This is a genomic window from Sorangium sp. So ce406 (assembly GCF_051474675.1).
In the GTDB taxonomy this organism is placed as follows: Bacteria; Myxococcota_A; Polyangia; order Polyangiales; family Polyangiaceae; genus Sorangium; species Sorangium cellulosum_G.
Map to the genome: position 1 here is coordinate 12,441,196 of NZ_CP150340.1, position 17,488 is coordinate 12,458,683.

At 71.2% G+C, this 17,488-nt stretch carries 10 protein-coding genes; 2 read left to right on the forward strand and 8 right to left on the reverse strand.

Translation table 11 applies throughout. From position 1 onward, the window contains the following. Positions 1-306: 306 nt before the first annotated feature. From WME96_RS46760 to WME96_RS46775, 4 genes are all read right to left on the reverse strand, one after another. Positions 307-3,210 carry a TonB-dependent receptor domain-containing protein gene (locus WME96_RS46760; RefSeq protein ID WP_437288014.1) on the reverse strand — a complete coding sequence of 968 codons (2,904 nt, stop codon included), beginning with the start codon at positions 3,208-3,210 and terminating at the stop codon, positions 307-309. Between the two features lie 675 nt (positions 3,211-3,885). Beyond that, entirely contained in the window at positions 3,886-4,713 is an 828-nt protein-coding gene (locus tag WME96_RS46765; RefSeq protein ID WP_437288015.1) for an ABC transporter permease, read from the reverse strand. Then, positions 4,710-5,603, reverse strand: coding sequence for an ABC transporter permease (locus tag WME96_RS46770; protein WP_437288016.1), 894 nt, complete (start codon positions 5,601-5,603; stop codon positions 4,710-4,712). The genes WME96_RS46765 and WME96_RS46770 overlap by 4 nt, the downstream gene beginning before the upstream one ends. After that, positions 5,596-6,711 carry an ABC transporter ATP-binding protein gene (locus tag WME96_RS46775; protein ID WP_437288017.1) on the reverse strand — a complete coding sequence of 372 codons (1,116 nt, stop codon included), beginning with the start codon at positions 6,709-6,711 and terminating at the stop codon, positions 5,596-5,598. The genes WME96_RS46770 and WME96_RS46775 overlap by 8 nt, the downstream gene beginning before the upstream one ends. Positions 6,712-7,192: 481 nt before the next feature. Between WME96_RS46775 and WME96_RS46780 the strand changes: the two genes are divergently transcribed. After that, a complete protein-coding gene (locus tag WME96_RS46780; RefSeq protein WP_437288018.1) occupies positions 7,193-11,011 on the forward strand; it encodes a serine/threonine-protein kinase in 3,819 nt (1,272 codons plus the stop codon). Between the two features lie 165 nt (positions 11,012-11,176). Here the strand turns inward: WME96_RS46780 and WME96_RS46785 are convergent, their stop codons facing one another. From WME96_RS46785 to WME96_RS46795, 3 genes are all read right to left on the reverse strand, one after another. Then, positions 11,177-11,485, reverse strand: a complete 309-nt coding sequence (locus WME96_RS46785) for a hypothetical protein (RefSeq protein WP_433932393.1) — start codon at positions 11,483-11,485, stop codon at positions 11,177-11,179. A 146-nt stretch (positions 11,486-11,631) separates the two neighbouring features. After that, a complete protein-coding gene (gene gcvPB / locus WME96_RS46790) occupies positions 11,632-13,125 on the reverse strand; it encodes an aminomethyl-transferring glycine dehydrogenase subunit GcvPB (protein ID WP_437288019.1) in 1,494 nt (497 codons plus the stop codon). A gap of 118 nt (positions 13,126-13,243) precedes the next feature. After that, positions 13,244-13,846: a hypothetical protein gene (locus WME96_RS46795; RefSeq protein WP_433932396.1), complete on the reverse strand. Its 603-nt coding sequence runs from the start codon at positions 13,844-13,846 to the stop codon at positions 13,244-13,246. Positions 13,847-14,124: 278 nt separating this feature from the next. Between WME96_RS46795 and WME96_RS46800 the strand changes: the two genes are divergently transcribed. Next, positions 14,125-15,780: an FG-GAP repeat domain-containing protein gene (locus WME96_RS46800; protein WP_437288020.1), complete on the forward strand. Its 1,656-nt coding sequence runs from the start codon at positions 14,125-14,127 to the stop codon at positions 15,778-15,780. Between the two features lie 124 nt (positions 15,781-15,904). Here the strand turns inward: WME96_RS46800 and hemL are convergent, their stop codons facing one another. Beyond that, positions 15,905-17,221: a glutamate-1-semialdehyde 2,1-aminomutase gene (gene hemL, locus WME96_RS46805; protein ID WP_437288021.1), complete on the reverse strand. Its 1,317-nt coding sequence runs from the start codon at positions 17,219-17,221 to the stop codon at positions 15,905-15,907. Positions 17,222-17,488 lie beyond the last annotated feature (267 nt).

The window sequence follows — 17,488 nt, forward strand, 5'->3', positions numbered from 1 at the left end:
GGGGATGGGCTGAACTCGCCTTGGACGAAGAGGCTCCGGCGTGCAGAGCACGCCGGAGCCTCTTCGTCATTTGGGCTCAGACAACAGCCCGTCGCGCTGGCGGCGTCTGGTCGGCAGGCCGCTGCACGAGGCCTGCCGGTAGCCGGCGTCGTGACGAGCGCGAACCAACCTCCCAGGCGCGCCGCTCAGGGCCGGGGGACCACGGTCTGGTAACGATGGGGGAGACAAAACGACAACGCCCCTCCGCTGGACGGGAGGGGCGCTGTCGTGCGTCGGGCCGGCTGGCGAGACCAGCGCCCGCGTTGCTCAGAGGCTCATGTTGAGCGAGGCGAGGAACGTACGGCCGTTCTGCGGGAACTTGGCGATGGTGTACTGCGCGGCCGTGGGGGCCGTCCAGCGCCAGTCGCCGACGTTGTAGACGCCGACGTTGTACCGGAGCCCGCCGACATCCACCTGCCCGGAGAGGACGATGTCCCAGATCACCGCCGGCTCGGTCTTGGTCTGCGGGAGGTCGCTGGTCGCCCGGACGTTGCGGTCGTAGCGAGGCGCCTCGACCGTGAGGCGCGACGCCAGGCCGAGCGCCTTCCCGAAGAGCGGCACCGCGCCGCGGACCGACCCCATGTGCTCCGGCGAGTTCGGGACCCGGCGAAGCTGATTCTCTCCGGCATCCTCCAGGTACTGCGCCTTCGCGTAGGAGTACGAGACCGACGCCATCCATCCCTGACGCCACTCGCGGCGCAGCTCCGCCTCACCGCCGACCACCAGGATGGGAACGTCGGTGTTCTCGTACCGCGTCGGATCCCCGACCGTCTGGGAGCCCTGCTGGAAGATCAGGTTGCTCAGGTGGTTCACGTACCCGGCGCCGAGCGCCGAGACCGTGGAGGAGAGGCGGTGCGTGAACTCGACCTCTCCCGACCAGACGTTCTCGGGTTCGAGGTCTGGCGCGGGCCTGTAGGTTACGTTGTATCCCTGTTCGTTGTCCGCAGGGACGGCGTACCCATAGAACAGCTCCTGAATCGAGGGCGCGCGGAACGCGCGGCCGCCGGTGACCTTCAGGTTGCCCCCCTCGTACGGCTTGACGATGAGCGCGATCCTGGGGCTCGGGACGGGCGTCGGGTCGTCCAGCGTCGAGTAGTAGTCGAAGCGCGAGCCCGCCGAGATACGGAGCCGCTCCGACGGCGTGATGTCGACGAGCGCATATGCCGCCAGGATGTTGTAGGGGTGCTCGTCGATACCGTCGTTGTTCGAATTACCCGGGAGAGGCAGGTACTGGAAGGGGAAGCAAAGATCCTGGGAGGCGCAGGCCGTGTCTATGCCGGTCTGCTCGGCCGTGAAGTGGATCTGGGCCTCGGCGCCCGCCGTGATCTTGAGCTGCGGGATCGGGCTGAACTCGACCCGCTGCTCGGCGAGCAACCAGATGTCGTCGAACGTCTCCTTGTCATAGATCTGATTGAAGGTAGCATCGATGGAAGGAGGGTAATACCAGAGCCTGTCCTCGAACTGGTACATGTTGATGCTCGCGCGGGTCAGCGTCGCGAGCTTGTCCCCGAACCGCGGCGACAGCGAGAGCTCGAGGAACCCGCGAGTGTCCTGGTAGAACGTCCTGTCGACGCCGAGCTGCGTCGTCGCGACGCCGTTGGGGACCGTCTTCGAGCGCGAGTTCAGGTACCACTGCGCCGAGAACGACTTCAGCCAGAGGCGCCCCTGGAGCGTCCCCACGGTGAACTTGTCGTTGTCCCGGGAGTGCCCGTCGAACCTGTAACGAAGCGGGTCGTCCGGTGGATTCGGGTTCGTCTCGGTCGGCTCGGGCCGGGGATCGCTGGAGGTGGGATGATCCCTGTAATCGCCGAAGTAGTAGTCGCGCCCCAGGCTGCGCGCCGCGCCGACCGACATCCACACGCCCGCGTCGCGCCCGAGCGGGAGCTGGAACGACGCGCGCCCACGGATGAGCGAGTTGTCCGCCGTGCCCACGCCGAGGCCCACGCTGGTCGACGTCGGGCGGCCCTTGGTCACGACGTTGACGACGCCGGAGAACGCGCCCGTACCGTAGAGCACCGAGCCGGGGCCGCGCACGATCTCGATCCGCTCCACGTCCTCCAGGTCCGTCCGGGCCAGGTAATCGAAGTATGAGAGGTTGACCCAGCTATCGTTCATCGAATGCCCGTTGAGCAGCGTGAGCATCCGGTTGCCGAAGTCGCCAGGCAGGTTGATCCCGCGGACGCCGGCGAAGGTGTACACGCCGTCGTACGTCGTGAAGAGGCCGCGCACGCCCCTCAAGGCCTCCGCGACTGTGGGATACCCCATCGCGCGGAGCTCCTGCCCGGGGATGATGGTGACCGAGCCGGGGGCGTCCTCGACGGCCTCCGTCGAACGAGACGCGGCCTCGACCTCCTCGAGCTGGCGCAGCGAGAGGTCGATCCGGGTCTGCTGGCTGGCCACGACGTTGACGGCCTGCTCCACCGGGCGGAAGCCGCGCAGCGAGACGCGCACCCGGCGCTGGCCGCTCTGCACGTTGAGCACCGCCGGCGTGAAGCCCATCGGCTTGCCGTCGACCTCGACGAGCGCGTCGCGCTCGTCCGCGTTGACCACGAGGCTGCCGGTCAGCGGGTTCAGCCGGTAGCGCGCGGGCACCGTCGTGCCGGCCGCGACGTTCACGTCCTGCTCCGACGGCTGATAACCCTCCTGCGACAGGTAGAGGCGGTGACGGCCGGGAGGCAGCGTGAGATCGCACGGCGCGGTGCACGCCACCGGCCCGCTCGCGTCGTTGACCCTGACCTGCGTGCCCGCCGTCTCACCGACGACACGCACCGTGCCGACGATGCGCTTGAGCTTGATCGCGACGTTCGTCTGCTCGCCGGTCTTCGCCTCGACGTTCTCGACCTCCGCCGGCTCGTAGCCCTCGAGGTCGACGATGATCTTGTGCTTGCCGGGCTGGAAGCCGAGGAGGCGGGGCGTGTTGCCGCGGCCGCCGAGATCGCGGCGGTTGATGTACACCGTCGCTCCGGGCGGGTCCGTCTGCACGTTGATGACGGCGACGTTGGGCCGGATGCGCGCGAGCGCCTCCTCGATGGCGGGCCTGCGCGCCGCGTTCGGCTCCTGCTCGAGCGCCTGAACGTAGTAGCGGAACGCGTCTGGGTACTCCCCGAGCGCCTCGTACGTTCGTGCGATGTTGAAGATGACGTTGCGGTTCGGCACGAGCCGGTTCGACACCAGGAAGTGCTCCAGGGCGCCCCGGTAATCGCGCTGTGAGTACCGGTCGGTGGCGATCCTGAAGTGTAGATCGGCCTCATCGGCCAGATCGTCCGCCCAGGCAGGCCGACCGGAGAATGTGAGGAGTGAAACGAGTATGAGTAGGAGTGCGGAGCGACGAAAGCTCATCTTTCGATCTCGATTCCCAACGGTCGAAGTGGAGCGGAATGCGCCGCCGCCGGGTCCAGCAGTCACGCCGAGACACGGCGAGCTTGGGACGAACAGCCGCATTGCCAGGTCAGCTTACCGTAAGCCGTGAGCCGATCCAACCTGTTCGCACAAGCCCCCGATGCCCCGAGGTCCACGTGGACCTCGCTGTGTAGGCGCCCTGCGCGGAGGGCATACAGAGTGAGCGGCGCCGGGGCCGCGCGCGCGTGGATCTCCCCGGAACCGTTCGCGTCTACGCGCGCAGGGAGCCAGGCGCGCGAGCTCGGGCTTGCCCGCCCGCGCGGCGCTGGAGGCCCGCTCCCGCCGCGGTCGCTGAGGGCTGGATGACGTCGCCGCCGCGCCCTCGAGCGGCCGTGACGCGGCGCCGCGCGAACGCGCCGGCGCCTGGCTCTCTCGCGGTCGCCGCGGCGCGCTCCTCGCCGGGCGCGCGCCGCGCCCCGCGCCCGCTCGCGACGCGCCGGCGACGGCTCAATCGTGTCTCCAGCGGGTCAGCCGCTCGAGGATGATGATGAACACGATGACGCCGAACACGAGGATCGTTGAGATGGCGAACAGGTCGGTCCGCATGCCTCGCACCTGAGAGTGGTAGACGAAGAGCGGGAGCGTGACCGAGCGCGGGCCGGACGTGAAGAAGCTGATCACGAAGTCATTGAGCGACATCGTGAATGCCAGCATCGCGCCCCCCACGATGGCCGGCCACAAAAGGGGGAGCGTGACCCGCCGGAAATGGGTCCAGGGCGACGCGTAGAGGTCCATCGCGGCCTCGCTCAGCGTCGGTCCGATGGAGATGAGGCGGCTGCGGACGATGAGCGTGACGAACGCGATCTCGAACGTCACGTGGCCGATGATCATCGTCGTCATGCCGAGGTCGAACCAGTCCACCACCCGGCGGAGCAGGTTGAACGCCATCACCAGCACCGCGGCGAACGTGATGTCCGGCGCGACCGCCGGGATGTCGACGATCGACTCGAGCATGCGACTCACGGAGCCCGGCCACGGAAACCGCATCCCGAGCGCGAGCAGCGTCCCGAGGATCGTCGAGATGAGCGTGGAGGCGCCGCCGAGCAGCAGCGTGTTCACCGCCACCTCGCGGATCTCCCTGGCGCGCCGGCTGGTCTCGGGATCGGCGAAGAGCTCGAGGTACCAGCGCACCGAGAAGCCCGTCCAGACCAGGCCCCGCTCCGCGGCGTTGAACGAGTAGATGGCCACCGCGAGGAGCGGCAGGTAGAGGAGCCCGAAGCCGAAGAAGGCGGCCAGGGTCGTCAGCGCGCGCCAGGGACCGCGGCCGCCGCTCACAGGATCTCCACGGAGCGCCCATTCCGGCGGTAGAGGGAGACCCCGCCCAGCGTCAGGATGATGAGCAGCAGGCTGAGCGCCGCCCCATAAGGGATGTTCCGGCCCGGGCCGAACTGGTGCTGGATCAGGTTGCCTATGAGCCAGTGCTTCGCGCCGCCGAGCATGTCGCTCACCACGAAGACGCTCATCGCGGGGACGAACGTCAGGATCACGGCGACGCTGAGCCCGGGGAGGGTCTGGGGCAAGATCGCCGCGAAGAACACGCGGAGCCGCGAGGCGTAGAGGTCCTGCGCCGCCTCCACGAGCGACCAGTCGAGGCGGTCGATGCTCGTGTAGAGGGGGATCACCGCGAACGGCAGCGAGGCCGCGACGAGGCCCAGCGTGACCGCGGTCCAGCTCGGATAGATGTCGCGGCCGGGGTCGATCCAGCCGAGCCAGGCGGCCACCTTGGCGGGCAGGAGCTGCGCCGACAGGAGGAGCTTCCAGCTGAACGTGCGGATCACGAGGTTCGTGCAGAGCGGGACGAAGATGGTCGCGAGCCAGAAGAACCGCCGGCGCTGCGAGCCGCGGGCGATGAAGAAGCTCATCGGGTACGCGAGCATCACCGAGGCGGACGTCGCGATCAGCGCGAGGACGACGCTCCTGATGAGGATACGCGCGTTCTCGCCGGACGCGGAGCCGAAGATGCGCGCGAACGACTCGAGCGTCAGCTCCCAGATCAGGGCGCCGTCCGCGTCGCGCTTCACGAACGACACGACGAGGAGCGCGAGGCTCGGCAAGAGGAGGAACAGCGAGAGCCAGGAGACGCCGGCCGCGATGAACAGGGACCCCCGCGCGAGGAGCCGGCGCCGCGTCGTCAGCTGGCCAAACCAGACCGTGGGCTCAGTCACTGAGCACCTCGAGCCGCTCCGCGGGCAGGGCGAGCCAGACCGACGAGCCGGGCGTGAGCCGCGAGCGGGGGCTGAGCTGCACGCGGAGCGGCCCGGGCTCGATGATGAGCTCGACGTGGTCGCCGCGATAGAAGCTCTCCCGCACGACGCCGCGCACCCCGTTCTCCGGCGGTTCGGTCTCGCAGAGCTCGATCCACTCGGGGTGGATCGCGAGCGTGCCGAACTCCCACTGAGGTGTGGTCTGGACCCGCAGCGCGCCCACCGTCGTGAAGACGAGCGTGGCGCCGACCCGCTGGGCCGAGATGATGTTGGCCGCGCCGAAGAACTCGGCGGCGAAGCGGCTCTGCGGCCGCTCGTACACCTCGGCCGTCGCGCCCTGCTGCTCGATGCGGCCCTTGTTCATGAGCACGATCCGGTCCGAGACGGTCATCGCCTCGTCCTGATCGTGGGTGACGAGCACGAACGTCTTCCCGAGCGCGCGCTGGAGGCGGCGCAGATCGAGCTGCACCTCGGCGCGCAGCTTCGCGTCGAGGGCGGACATCGGCTCGTCGAGCAGCAGCACCTCAGGCTCGTTGACGACCGCCCGCGCGAGCGCGACTCTCTGCTTCTGACCGCCCGAGATCTGGTGCGGGTACCTCTCCGCGAGATCATCGAGCTTGAGCATCGAGAGGCTCGAACGCACGCGCTCGCGCACCTCGGGGTCCGGGAATTTGCGCGACCTCAGCCCGAAGGCCACGTTCTCGAACACGGTGAGATGCGGGAACAGCGCATAGTTCTGGAACACCGTGTTCACCGGCCTGCGGTTCGCCGGCAGGTGATCAACCGCCCTGCCGGCGAGGAGGATGCGCCCCCGGTCGGAACGATCGAGCCCCGCGATGATGCGGAGCAGCGTCGTCTTTCCGCAGCCGGAAGGCCCGAGGAGCGTCACGAACTCGCCGGCCTCCGCCTTGAACGACACGTCGTTCAGTATCTGTGTCTTACCGAAGCTCTTGCTGACACTCTCTACAACGAGGCTGCATCCCGGGGTGTGCTCGGCCGCGCTCTCGGTCGGGGGCGCCGTGCTGCCTCGCGCCGACGACGAGAAGAAGTCTCTCAACCTCTGGATCACCCCAGCAAACCCTTCGCGCGTGGCGCTCTCGGAACCGCTTCCGAAGCCTCGGAGCGTACTACGCAGACCATGATGCCCTCCCGTTGTCAACTGGGTGCGCGCCGGGCTGACCGGCTGAGCGGCACGCACCGGCCGGGCTCTTTTCGCTCGCAGGCCCGGTACGCTACCGCATTCCCCTGGGGGTGCCACCTTTCTGCCGATCCTGCTCGCGGCCTCGCGCGCGCCCCCGTCGAGGCCCCGAGCGCGCCCGCGCACCCCATGGTCTGCCGCTCGCAACGCGCTCTCCGCGGCCTCGCGCGCTCCACGCGCCCCGCGCCGGGCCCAGCGGTCTCCAACGCGCCCTGCGGGCCTGCGTGCGCTCCTTCGCGCTTCCTGGGCGCTTCTACGTGCCTCCGCGCGCTTCCACGCGCTTCCACGCGCTTCCACGCGCTTCCACGCACTGCTTGCCACCGCTCGGCGCCGGTGATTTCTTGGTCCACGCATGGGCCTGAGGAACGCGAGACCCGAGTTCGGAGGCACGCGTCGCTTCCAGGTCGTTCGCGTCGTCGGCGTCGGCGGGATGGGGGTTGTCTACGAGGCCTTCGATCGCGAGCGGAAGGGGCGCGTCGCGCTCAAGATCCTCCGGAATCTGAGCGCCGACGCGCGCCTCCGCTTCAAGAACGAGTTCCGTGCGCTTCAGGACATCCAGCACCCCAACCTGGTCAGCCTCGGCGAGCTCCACGAGGAAGAGGGGCAGCTCTTCTTCACCATGGAGCTCATCCGCGGTGTCGATTTCGTCGTGCACGTGCGGCTCCACGAGGAGGGCGACGCCGGGCCGCAGGGCGAGCCCGCCGGCGGCGGGCGGCGCTCCACCCTGCCGTCGAGCCCGCTCTGGTCCGCCCAGGCCCCCCCCTCCGAGGAGCAGCCGCGCATCAAGCGCCCCTTCCACGAGGCCCGCCTCCGCTCGGCGCTGGCGCAGCTCGCCCAGGGGCTCGCGGCCGTGCACGCGGCCTACAAGGTTCACCGCGACATCAAGCCTTCGAACGTGCTCGTCACCGCGGAAGGGCGGGTGGTCGTCCTCGACTTCGGGTTCGTCGCCGACGCGAGCGGCACAGGCCGCGAGCGCGCCGTCGTGGGGACCCTCCACTACATGGCGCCCGAGCAGGCCGAGGCGAAGGCGGCCGGGCCCGAGGCGGATATCTACAGCGTGGGGGTCATGCTCTACCTCGCGCTGACCGGGGTCTATCCGTTCCAGATGGCGCCCAAGGCGACGCTCGACATGATGCGTCGGGCCGAGCCCCCGCCGCCGAGCCGGCTCGTCGAGGACATGCCGCCGGACATCGACGAGCTCTGCGTCGACATGCTCCGCATCGACCCCGCCGCCCGACCCACAGCGCGCGACGTGCTGCGGCGGCTCCGCGTGCAGGAGCTCATCGAGGAGCCGCCGGTCCTCTCGCAGCGCATCGGCTTCGTCGGCCGGCGCAGCGAGCTCGCCGCGCTCGAGGGCGCGTTCGCGGAGGCCAGGATGGGGCGCGCGGTCACGCGGTTCATCGAGGGCGAGTCGGGCGTCGGCAAGAGCGCGCTCCTCCGCCGGTTCCTGGAGCGCATCGACAAGGAGGCGCTCGTCCTCGCGGGGCGCTGCTACGAGCGCGAGGCGGTCCCCTACAAGGCGGTGGACGAGCTCATCGACGCGCTGAGCCGGCACCTCGCGCGCCGCCCTCCCGAGGAGATCAAGGCGCTCTTGCCGCCCAACGCGGGCCTGCTCGGCACGGTGTTCCCGGTGCTCCGGACGGTCCCCGCGATCACCGAGGCGCGCGCGCGGCGCAAGGCGATCGACCCGCCCGAGATCCGCGCGCTCGTCTTCGCCGCGCTGCGCGAGCTGCTCGGCCGGCTCGCGGCCGAGCGGCCGCTCGTGCTCGCGATCGACGATCTCCAGTGGGCCGACGCCGACAGCGTCGCGCTCCTCTCGGAGGTGATGCGCCCGTGGACCGAGGCCGACCTCGTCGCGGCGAGCAGGCCGGGATCGTTCCCGGGGCTCGACGGTGCGGCCGCGGGCGCGCCGGTCGACCCCGCGCGCCCGCGGGCGATGATGCTCGTGGCGGCGGTGCGGACCGCCTCGGAGACGGGGCCGCCGCTGTCGCGGCAGATCGGGGTGCCGGCCGAGACGCTCGGGCACATCATCCTTCACCGCCTGTCGCTCGCCGAGGCGCAGGAGCTCTGCGCGCTGCTGCTCCGGGGCGCGCCGGCCGGCCGCCCGCTCAGCATCGAGGCCATCGCGCAGGAGGCCGGCGGCCACCCGCTCTTCATCGACGCCCTGCTGCGCCACCGCATGGCGCAGGACACCGACGGCGGGCCGGTGCGCCTCGACGACGTCCTCTGGGCGCGCATCAGCCGGCTGGACCCGCGGGCGCGCCAGCTCCTCGAGCTCGTCGTGTGCGCCGGCTCGCCGGTGCTGACGTCGGTCGCCGCGCACGCCATGGCCGCGGACTTCTCTGAGCTCACGCGGGTGCTCTCGGCCCTGCGCGCGGCGAACCTCGTGCGGACCGGCGGCTCGGGCCAGGACGAGTTCGTGGAGCCGTTCCACAACCGCATCCGCGAGACGGTGACGACCCGGCTCGACGAGCAGACGTCGCGGAGCTGGCACGGCCGGCTCGCCCTAGCGCTGGAGGCCTCCGGGCGGGCGGAGCTCGAGGCGCTGGCCGAGCACTGGCGCGCCGCCGGCGACGCCGAGCGCGCCGCGGGCTACGCGGTGCGCGCCGGCGAGCAGGCCGAGGCCGCGTTCGCGTTCGACCACGCGGCGCGCCTCTACCGCATGGCGATCGATCTCCACCTCCCCGGCGGGGCGGAGCGGCGGGTCGTGCTCGCCAAGCTCGGCGACGCGCTGAGCAGCGCCGGGCGCGGCGCCAAGGCCGCCGAGGCCTACATGGCCGCGAGCGACGGCGCCCCGGAGGCGGAGGCGATCGATCTCGGGCGGCGCGCCGCGGAGAACCTGCTCCGCGCCGGCTACGTCGACGCCGGCATGGCGGGCCTGCGCTCGGTGCTCGGCGCGGTCGGCATGCAGGTGCCGAAGACGCCCGAGCTCGCGGTCGCGTCGCTGATGCTGCGGCGGGCGCAGGTGCGCCTGCGCGGGCTGAACTTCGTCGAGCGCCCCGCCGACGAGGTCTCGCCCGAGGATCTCATGCGCATCGACGTCTGCTGGTCGGCGGCGATGGGCCTCGCGATCGTCGACCCCACGCGCGGCGCCGACTTCCAGGCGCGCAACCTGCTGCTCTCCCTCAAGGCAGGCGAGCCGTACCGCGTGACCCGCGCCCTCGCCTTCGAGGCGACCTACCTCGCGATCGACGGCGGCCCGTCCGCCGCCCGCGTCGCCGACCTGCTCTCGACGGCGAGCGCGATCGCCGCGCGCATCGGCCGGCCGCACGCGCTCGGCCTCGTCGGCTTCGTCGGCGGCGTCACGGCCACGCTCTTCGGCCGCTGGAAGCAGGGCGTGGCCGATCTCGACCGCGCGGACGTGATTTTCCGCGAGCGCTGCACCGGCGTCACGTGGGAGCGGAGCTGGGCGCACACGTTCTCGGTCTGGGCGCTCTGGTATGGCGGCGAGACGCGCGAGTTCATGCGCCGCGTCCCCATGTACCTGCAGGCGGCCGACGAGCGCGGCGACCGTTACCTGGCCACGAGCCTGCGCTCCTCGCAGAGCAACGCCTACTGGCTGGTCGGCGACGATCCCGACGCTGCGCAGCGCCAGGCGCAGGACGCGATCCGGAGCTGGTCCAAGGCGGGCTTCCAGCTCCAGAGCTACTTCGACCTCGTCGCCCGCGCGCACATCGGCCTGTACCGGGGCGAGGGCGAGGCGACGCACCGCCTCTTCGCCGAGCAGCGCTCGGGCATCGAGAGCTCGCTCGCGCTGCGCATCCAGGCGGTGCGCATCATCATCACGCACCTCCGGGCCTGCGCCGCGGTCGCCGCCGCGGTCGCCGCGCCGTCCGACGCCGAGCCGCTCCACGACGAGGCGCTCCGCGCTGCCCGCAAGCTCGACGCCGAGCACATGCCCTGGGCCGACCCGCTCGCCGCGTCCGTGCGCGCCGCCGTCTCCGCCGCGCGCCGCGAGGCCGAGGCGGCCCTCCAGTCGCTCATCGACGCCGTGCGCGGCTTCGAGTCCGCCGGCATGGCACTCCACGCCGCCGCCGCGCGCCGCCGCCACGGCGAGCTGCTCCAGGGCGACGAGGGCCGCGCCGCCGTCGACGCGGCGAACGCCTGGATGCACGACCAGGGCATCGTCAGCCCCGACCGCATGACGAACATGCTCCTGCCGGGCTTCTAGGGAGGAGCTCACCCGCTTCGGATACGGGCCCATCTCGGCGTTTTCGGTGCTCAGCGTACAGGAGTACGCTTCCGCGCCGAAAACGCCGAGCTGGACCCGTCTCCTGTGCGGGTGAGCTCCGGCGACGGTAGGGGGAAGGGGAGTCGGGTGCCGGCCGGCCGAGCGTCAGGACTTCACGCGCAGGACGGCGGTGCCCTTCTGCTTGCCGTAGAGCTGCTTGATCTCGATCTTGTACTCGCCGGGGGCCGACGCGCTGAACTCGACGGGCGAGGCGCTCTGCGGCTTGCCGGTGGGCAGGTCGCGCAGCACGCGCTCGATGATGATCTTGCCCGAGGGGGAGCGGATCTTGATGTTGAACGGCGGCGTCGCCTCGTCGTATGCGCGGAACACGAGGCGCACGGTGTCTCCGACCGAGACCGGGGTGGTCTGGCAGATCGTCTCGATGTCGCCTTCGTTCTCAACGGTATCGGCCACGCGTCGCTCGTCCCGTGAGGCACCTCACCGCGGTCCCTCGTCGCTCATTGTAGACGCGTCCGGCGTGGATTCGCGAATTTGGCGCGCGTCCGCTGGCGCCGCGCGCCGGAGGAGGCCGCCCGCGGGCGGCCCTCCCCCCGCGCAGCTCAGGTCTTCGACCATCGCAGGCGCGGCTGCCGCGCCGCCCGGGCCTCGTCGAGGCGCCCGACCACCGTGCCGTGCGGCGCCTGCTTCACGACCTCCGGCGTCTCCTGCGCCTCCTTGAGGATGCTCAGCATCGCGGCCGCGAACTCGTCGAGGGTCTCGCGGGTCTCCGTCTCGGTCGGCTCGATCATCAGGGCGCCCGGCACGACCAGGGGGAAGTAGACCGTGGGCGCGTGGAAGCCGTAGTCGAGCAGCCGCTTGGCGATGTCGAGCGTCTTGACCCCGGTCTCCTTCTCGATCTGGCTGTCGGAGAGCACGACCTCGTGCATGCACGGCTGCGGCACCGGCGCGAGGTAGTGGTCCTTCAGCTTGGCCCAGAGGTAGCGCGCGTTCAGCACCGCGAGGCTGCTCGCCGTCGTGAGCCCCTCGCCGCCCATCTCCCGGATGTACGCGTACGCCCGGATGAACATCCCGAAGTTGCCGGTGAAGGCCCGCAGCCGCCCGATGCTCTGGGGCCGGTCGCGGTCCCACGCGAGCGCGTCGCCGCGCCGCACGAGCACGGGCGACGGCTGGAACGGTTCCAGGTGCTTCTTGAAGCAGACCGGCCCGGAGCCGGGGCCCCCGCCGCCGTGCGGGGTCGTGAACGTCTTGTGCAGGTTGATGTGGATGACGTCCATGCCCACGTCGCCCGGCCGCGCGTGCCCCATGATGGCGTTCGTGTTCGCGCCGTCGCCGTAGACGAGCCCGCCCTTGTCGTGGATGAGCTTGATGATCGCCGGCAGGTGCGTCTCGTACGCCCCGAGGGTGTTCGGGTTCGTGATCATCAGGCCGCAGACGTCGCCGTCCGACCCCTCGCGCTCGATCGCGGCGAGGACCTGCTCGGGGTGGGTGATCCCGTCGGCGTTCTTCTCGATCCGGACGGCCACGAGCCCGTTGAGCGCGCAGCTCGCCGGGTTCGTCCCGTGGGCGCTCTCCGGGATGAAGACCTTCCTCGGCGAGCGCCCCTTCGACTCGTGGAACGCGCGCATCATCATCAGCCCCGCGAGCTCGCCCTGCGCGCCCGCCGACGGCTGCAGCGAGCAGCCGTCCATCCCGCTGACCTCGCAGAGCGCCTCCTGGAGGCGCCACATCACCTCGAGCGAGCCCTGGCTGAGCTCATCGGGCGTCATCGGGTGCATCTTGGCGAAGCCCGGGATGCGCGCGGCCCACTCGTTGATCTTCGGGTTGTACTTCATCGTGCACGACCCGAGCGGGTACATCTGCCCGTCGATGCAGAAGTTCCACTGCGAGAGCCGGACGAAGTGCCGGAAGGCCTCCGGCTCGCTCACCTCGGGCAGGCCGGCCGCCTCCTTGCGCGCGAGCGCGCCGTAGTGGGCGCCGGGGTCGACGTCGGGCACGTCGAGCGGGGGGAGCGACGCGCCGGTCCTGCCCGGCGTGCCGCGCTCGAAGATGGGGGGTTCGCGGAACTGAATGCCTCGCGGCTGCGGTTGCGTCATCGGGTGCTGTTATGTCAGAGGCCGGGGAGCCCGGCAGGTGCTTCGTCGTCAGGGGCCACGGTGGACCCGCGGGTGCTTCGTCGGTCAGGGCCGTGGAGGCCGGCCGGCGCTCCGTCGGTCAGAGGCTGGGCGGCTCGGCGGCGCCTTCGTCGGAGGGTGAGGCAGGCGCCTCGGGCGTGCCGGACTCCTGGTTCTCGCTGTCCCAGTCGCCGCCGCCGATGTCGGAGCTGCCGGTGCCGCCGATCGACTGGAGGTCCGGCATCATGTTGCGCTGCTTGACCGCCTCCCAGGGCTCGCCGACCTCGTCCTTGTTGCGGCCGATCTCGCCTACCACCTTGTCGTCGACGTTCTCGCCCTCGGGCCGCTTGTACTTGAAGTATCCCCGGCCTTCCTTGGTCGAGTTCGGCCCGATCGCGCCGATGACATGCTCGGTCCAGGAGAACTTGATGAGGTCGCCCGTCACCGAGCCGTGCAGCTCGCCCCAACGATCCTTGACGGGCCGGATCCACTTGCCCGAGATGGCGTCGTTGTCCTGCACGAGGTGCAGGTAACCGTAGAGCTCGCTGTAATAGACCCCCGTCCAGTCGGCGCCTTCGGGCATGTCCCCGGCCTGCACCTTGGCCGTCTTGGGAGCGGGGTTCGAGCTGCAGCCGAGCGCCATCGGGCCTAGCAGAAGGGCTCCGGCGGCGGCGGCGATCCAGAGCCGTCGCGATACGTTCATGGCGGCGGAGCCTAGCACAGCACCTACCCGCACCCATACCCCCGCCATGCGCCCCCGGCGTGCGCCCCGCGCGTCCGTCGCGGCGTGTCAGGGACACGCGCCCACCTCGCCCCCTGAAGGAGGAGCGTGACGTACCGTCCAGTGTGTGCTCGACGGCGTGATTTTCTACTTCCGTCGCTCGAGGTGCGCGGAGCGGCTGTTAAGCTCCCGCCATGCTGAAGTTCTTTGTCTGCAACCGAGGTTCAGTAATTCCCGGCAGAACTGCTCTCTTCGTCAGTGTGCTCGCCCTTGCTGCCTGCGAGGGGCAGCTCGGCGGCCTTGACGGCTCTCCCCCGCGCGGCGGTGGAAGCAGCGCCTCCGGCGGCGGCCCGCGCCCTGTCCCCGGGGGCTCCAAGCCGCTGCCCGCCGCCGCCTCGTGCGCTCCCGCGGCGAGCGGCGGCTCCACCGACGTCGCGGAGCCTCAGCTCCTGCTCCAGCTCTCGGACGACGACGAGAGCGCCTGGCTCGGCTCGCCGGCGGTCGCCGATCTGGACGGCGACGGCGTGAACGAGATCCTCGTCACGCACAACGGCAACGTCGTCGCCTGGGGCCCCGACGGCGAGCAGCGGTGGCGGTTCGACGAGTCGCGGCAGCACGGCCGCATCTGGGCGAGCCCGATCGTCGGAGATTTCCGCGGCGACGAGCAGCTCGAGATCGTCATCGCCGCGCGCACCACGATCTACATGCTCGACGCGAACGGCCAGGTGGTCAGCGGCTGGCCCGTCACCTGGAACGACGAGATCCGCGCCCTCGCCGCGGGCGACGTCGACGGCGACGGCCAGCTCGACGTCGTGGCCGCGAGCACCGACCGGTCCCCCGACATCCTGATGGCGTTCCACGCGAGCGGGGCGCGGGTCGCGGGCTTCCCGCCGATCGAGAGCGGCACGATCGGGTGCGACGCGCGCCGCAGCGACGACGCCGAGTGCTGGATCGTGGGCGCCTACGACCAGAACCTGGCCATCGGCGATCTCGACGGAGACGGCTCTCAGGACATCGTCTCGCCGATGGATAACTCCTATGCCGGCTTCTATCACGGCACGGGAGAGGCCTTCGACGCGAATCCCATGTTCCGGAACCGCCCGAAGACGCCGGGCGTGCGGTACATGCACGATCTCGAGCTCGCGCAGCAGGGCTTCGGCGACAGCAGCGACCTGCAGGCCTATTTCAAGAACTCGGCCCCTGCGATCGCGGACGTCGACGGCGACGGCAAGCCGGAGGTCATCATGCTCGCCGCGGCCGAGGACGTCGACATGTCGAACCAGTCCCAGGGCGTCGGCCTCTGGGTGGTCCGCAACGACGCGAGCCGCATCGACGGCTGGGAGAGCCCGTTCTACGCGCCGGACTACCTGTCCGGCGGCGAGGATCTCGGCGGCAACATCGTGGCCGCGACGCAGCAGGTGACCGTCGCCGACCTCGACGCGACGCGCCCCGGCCCCGAGATGATCTTCGCGGGCCTCGACGGGCGGATCCACGCGGTCTACGCCGACAAGACGGAGTTCTGGGACGTCCAGTACACGGACAGCACGCAGGTGCTCACGGGCGGCGTCGTGGTCGGGGACCTGTCGGGCGATGGCATCCCCGAGGTCGTGTTCAACACCTACTCGACCGAGGAGAACCGGAGCCACCTCTTCGTCCTCAACGCGGGCGGCAAGATCCTCCACAAGATCCCGCTGCCGCGGCTCGGCGCGATGCCCGTGCCGACGCTCGCCGACGTGAACGGCGACGGGACGATCGAGATCGTCGTGTCGCTCCGCGAGATCGGGTGGATCGACGGGCAGTACCCGGAGCCGTGCACGTATGTGTACACGGTGCCGCAGTCGTCGGATAACTGCCTGCTCTGGCCGACCGCCCGCGGCAACTACTACCGGAACGGCTGGGTCCGCGGCGCGGACTGACGCGTCCTCGGGGGCCGCGCCGACGGGCCCCCCGGCGCACACGAAGGGCCGATCGCCGCGGCGGTCGGCCCTTCGCCGTTCTGGCCTCGCTCCGCGGCCCCCGGCGCGCGGCCCGCCGCGGCCCTCAGGCCGCGAGCGCCTCGCGGCAGGCGGCGACCGTCCGCTCGATGTCCTCTTCCGTGTGCGCGCCGCTCAGGAACGCCGCCTCGTACTGCGACGGGGGCCAGTAGACGCCGCGCGCGAGCATCCCCGCGTGGAAGGCGCTGAAGCGCTTCGTGTCCGAGGTGGAGGCGTCGGCCCAGGAGCGGACCGGGCCCTTCGTGAAGAAGAGCGTGATCATGGAGCCGACCCGCTGGACGCACGCGTCCACGCCGGCGCCCTTCGCGGCGGCCCGGAGGCCGTCCTCGAGCGCCGCGCCGAGCTTCTCGAGCCGCTCGTAGAGGTCGGGCGTGAGGCGCTCGAGGGTCGCGAGCCCCGCCGAGACGGCGAGCGGGTTGCCGCTGAGCGTGCCGGCCTGGTACACGGGGCCGAGCGGCGAGACGACGCGCATCACGTCGGCGCGGCCGCCGTAGGCCGCGAGGGGCATGCCGCCGCCGACGACCTTGCCGAGCGTGGTCAGGTCGGGCCGGAGGCCGAAGCGCTCCTGCGCGCCGCCGCGGGCGAGCCGGCAGCCGGTCATCACCTCGTCGAAGATCGAGAGCGCGCCGTGCTTGCGGCAGAGGTCGATGACGAGGGCGAGGAAGCCGGGCTCCGGCGGGACGCAGCCCATGTTGCCGACGACAGGCTCGAGGATGACCGCGGCGATGTCGCCCCCGCGTGCGGCGAAGGCGGCCTCGAGGGCGGCGGGGTCGTTGTAGGGCAGCGACAGCGTGGCGCGGGCGACGCTCTCGGGGACGCCGGCGGAGTCGGGCGCGCCGAAGGTGGCGAGCCCGCTGCCGGCCTTGACCAGCAGGTGATCGGCGTGGCCGTGGTAGCAGCCCTCGAACTTGATGATCGCGTCGCGGCGGGTGAAGCCGCGCGCCACGCGGATGGCGCTCATGGTCGCCTCGGTGCCGCTCGAGACGCAGCGCAGCATGTCGATGCTCGGGTAGAGCGCGCGGATCGTCTCGGCGAAGCGCACCTCGAGCTCGGTCGGCGCGCCGAACGAGAGGCCGCGGAGGGCGGCGTCGCGGACGGCCTCGACCACGGCGGGGTTCGCGTGGCCGAGGATGGCCGGCCCCCAGGAGCCGACGTAATCGATGTACTCGGCGCCGTCGGCGTCGAACAGCCGCGCTCCCTGCGCGCGGGCGATGAAGAGGGGGTCGCCGCCGACGGCGCGGAAGGCCCGCACCGGGCTGTTCACGCCGCCGGGCAGGACGGCGGCGGCGCGGTCGAACAGGGCTCGGGAGGCCGGGGCTCGGCCCCCGCGGGCGGGCGGAGGGGCGCTGGTCGCGTTCGTCATCGTGCTCCGGCCATAGCAGGGGCAGGGCGGGGGGGCGACGCGGATCAAGGCAAGGCCGCCGGGGCGCCGAGGCGCGGGGCGCCGGGGGCGCAGTCCGGGGTGCCGGGCCGTGACCCGGGGTCACGGGTCGCGGGGTCGTGGTCCGGCGTTGCGCGTCACGGTCGTGGTCCGGCGTTGCGCGTCACGGTCGTGGTCCGGCGTTGCGCGTCACGGGTCGTGGTACGGCGTTGCGCGTCACGGCGTCGCGGCGCCGTGCGTTGGGGGCGC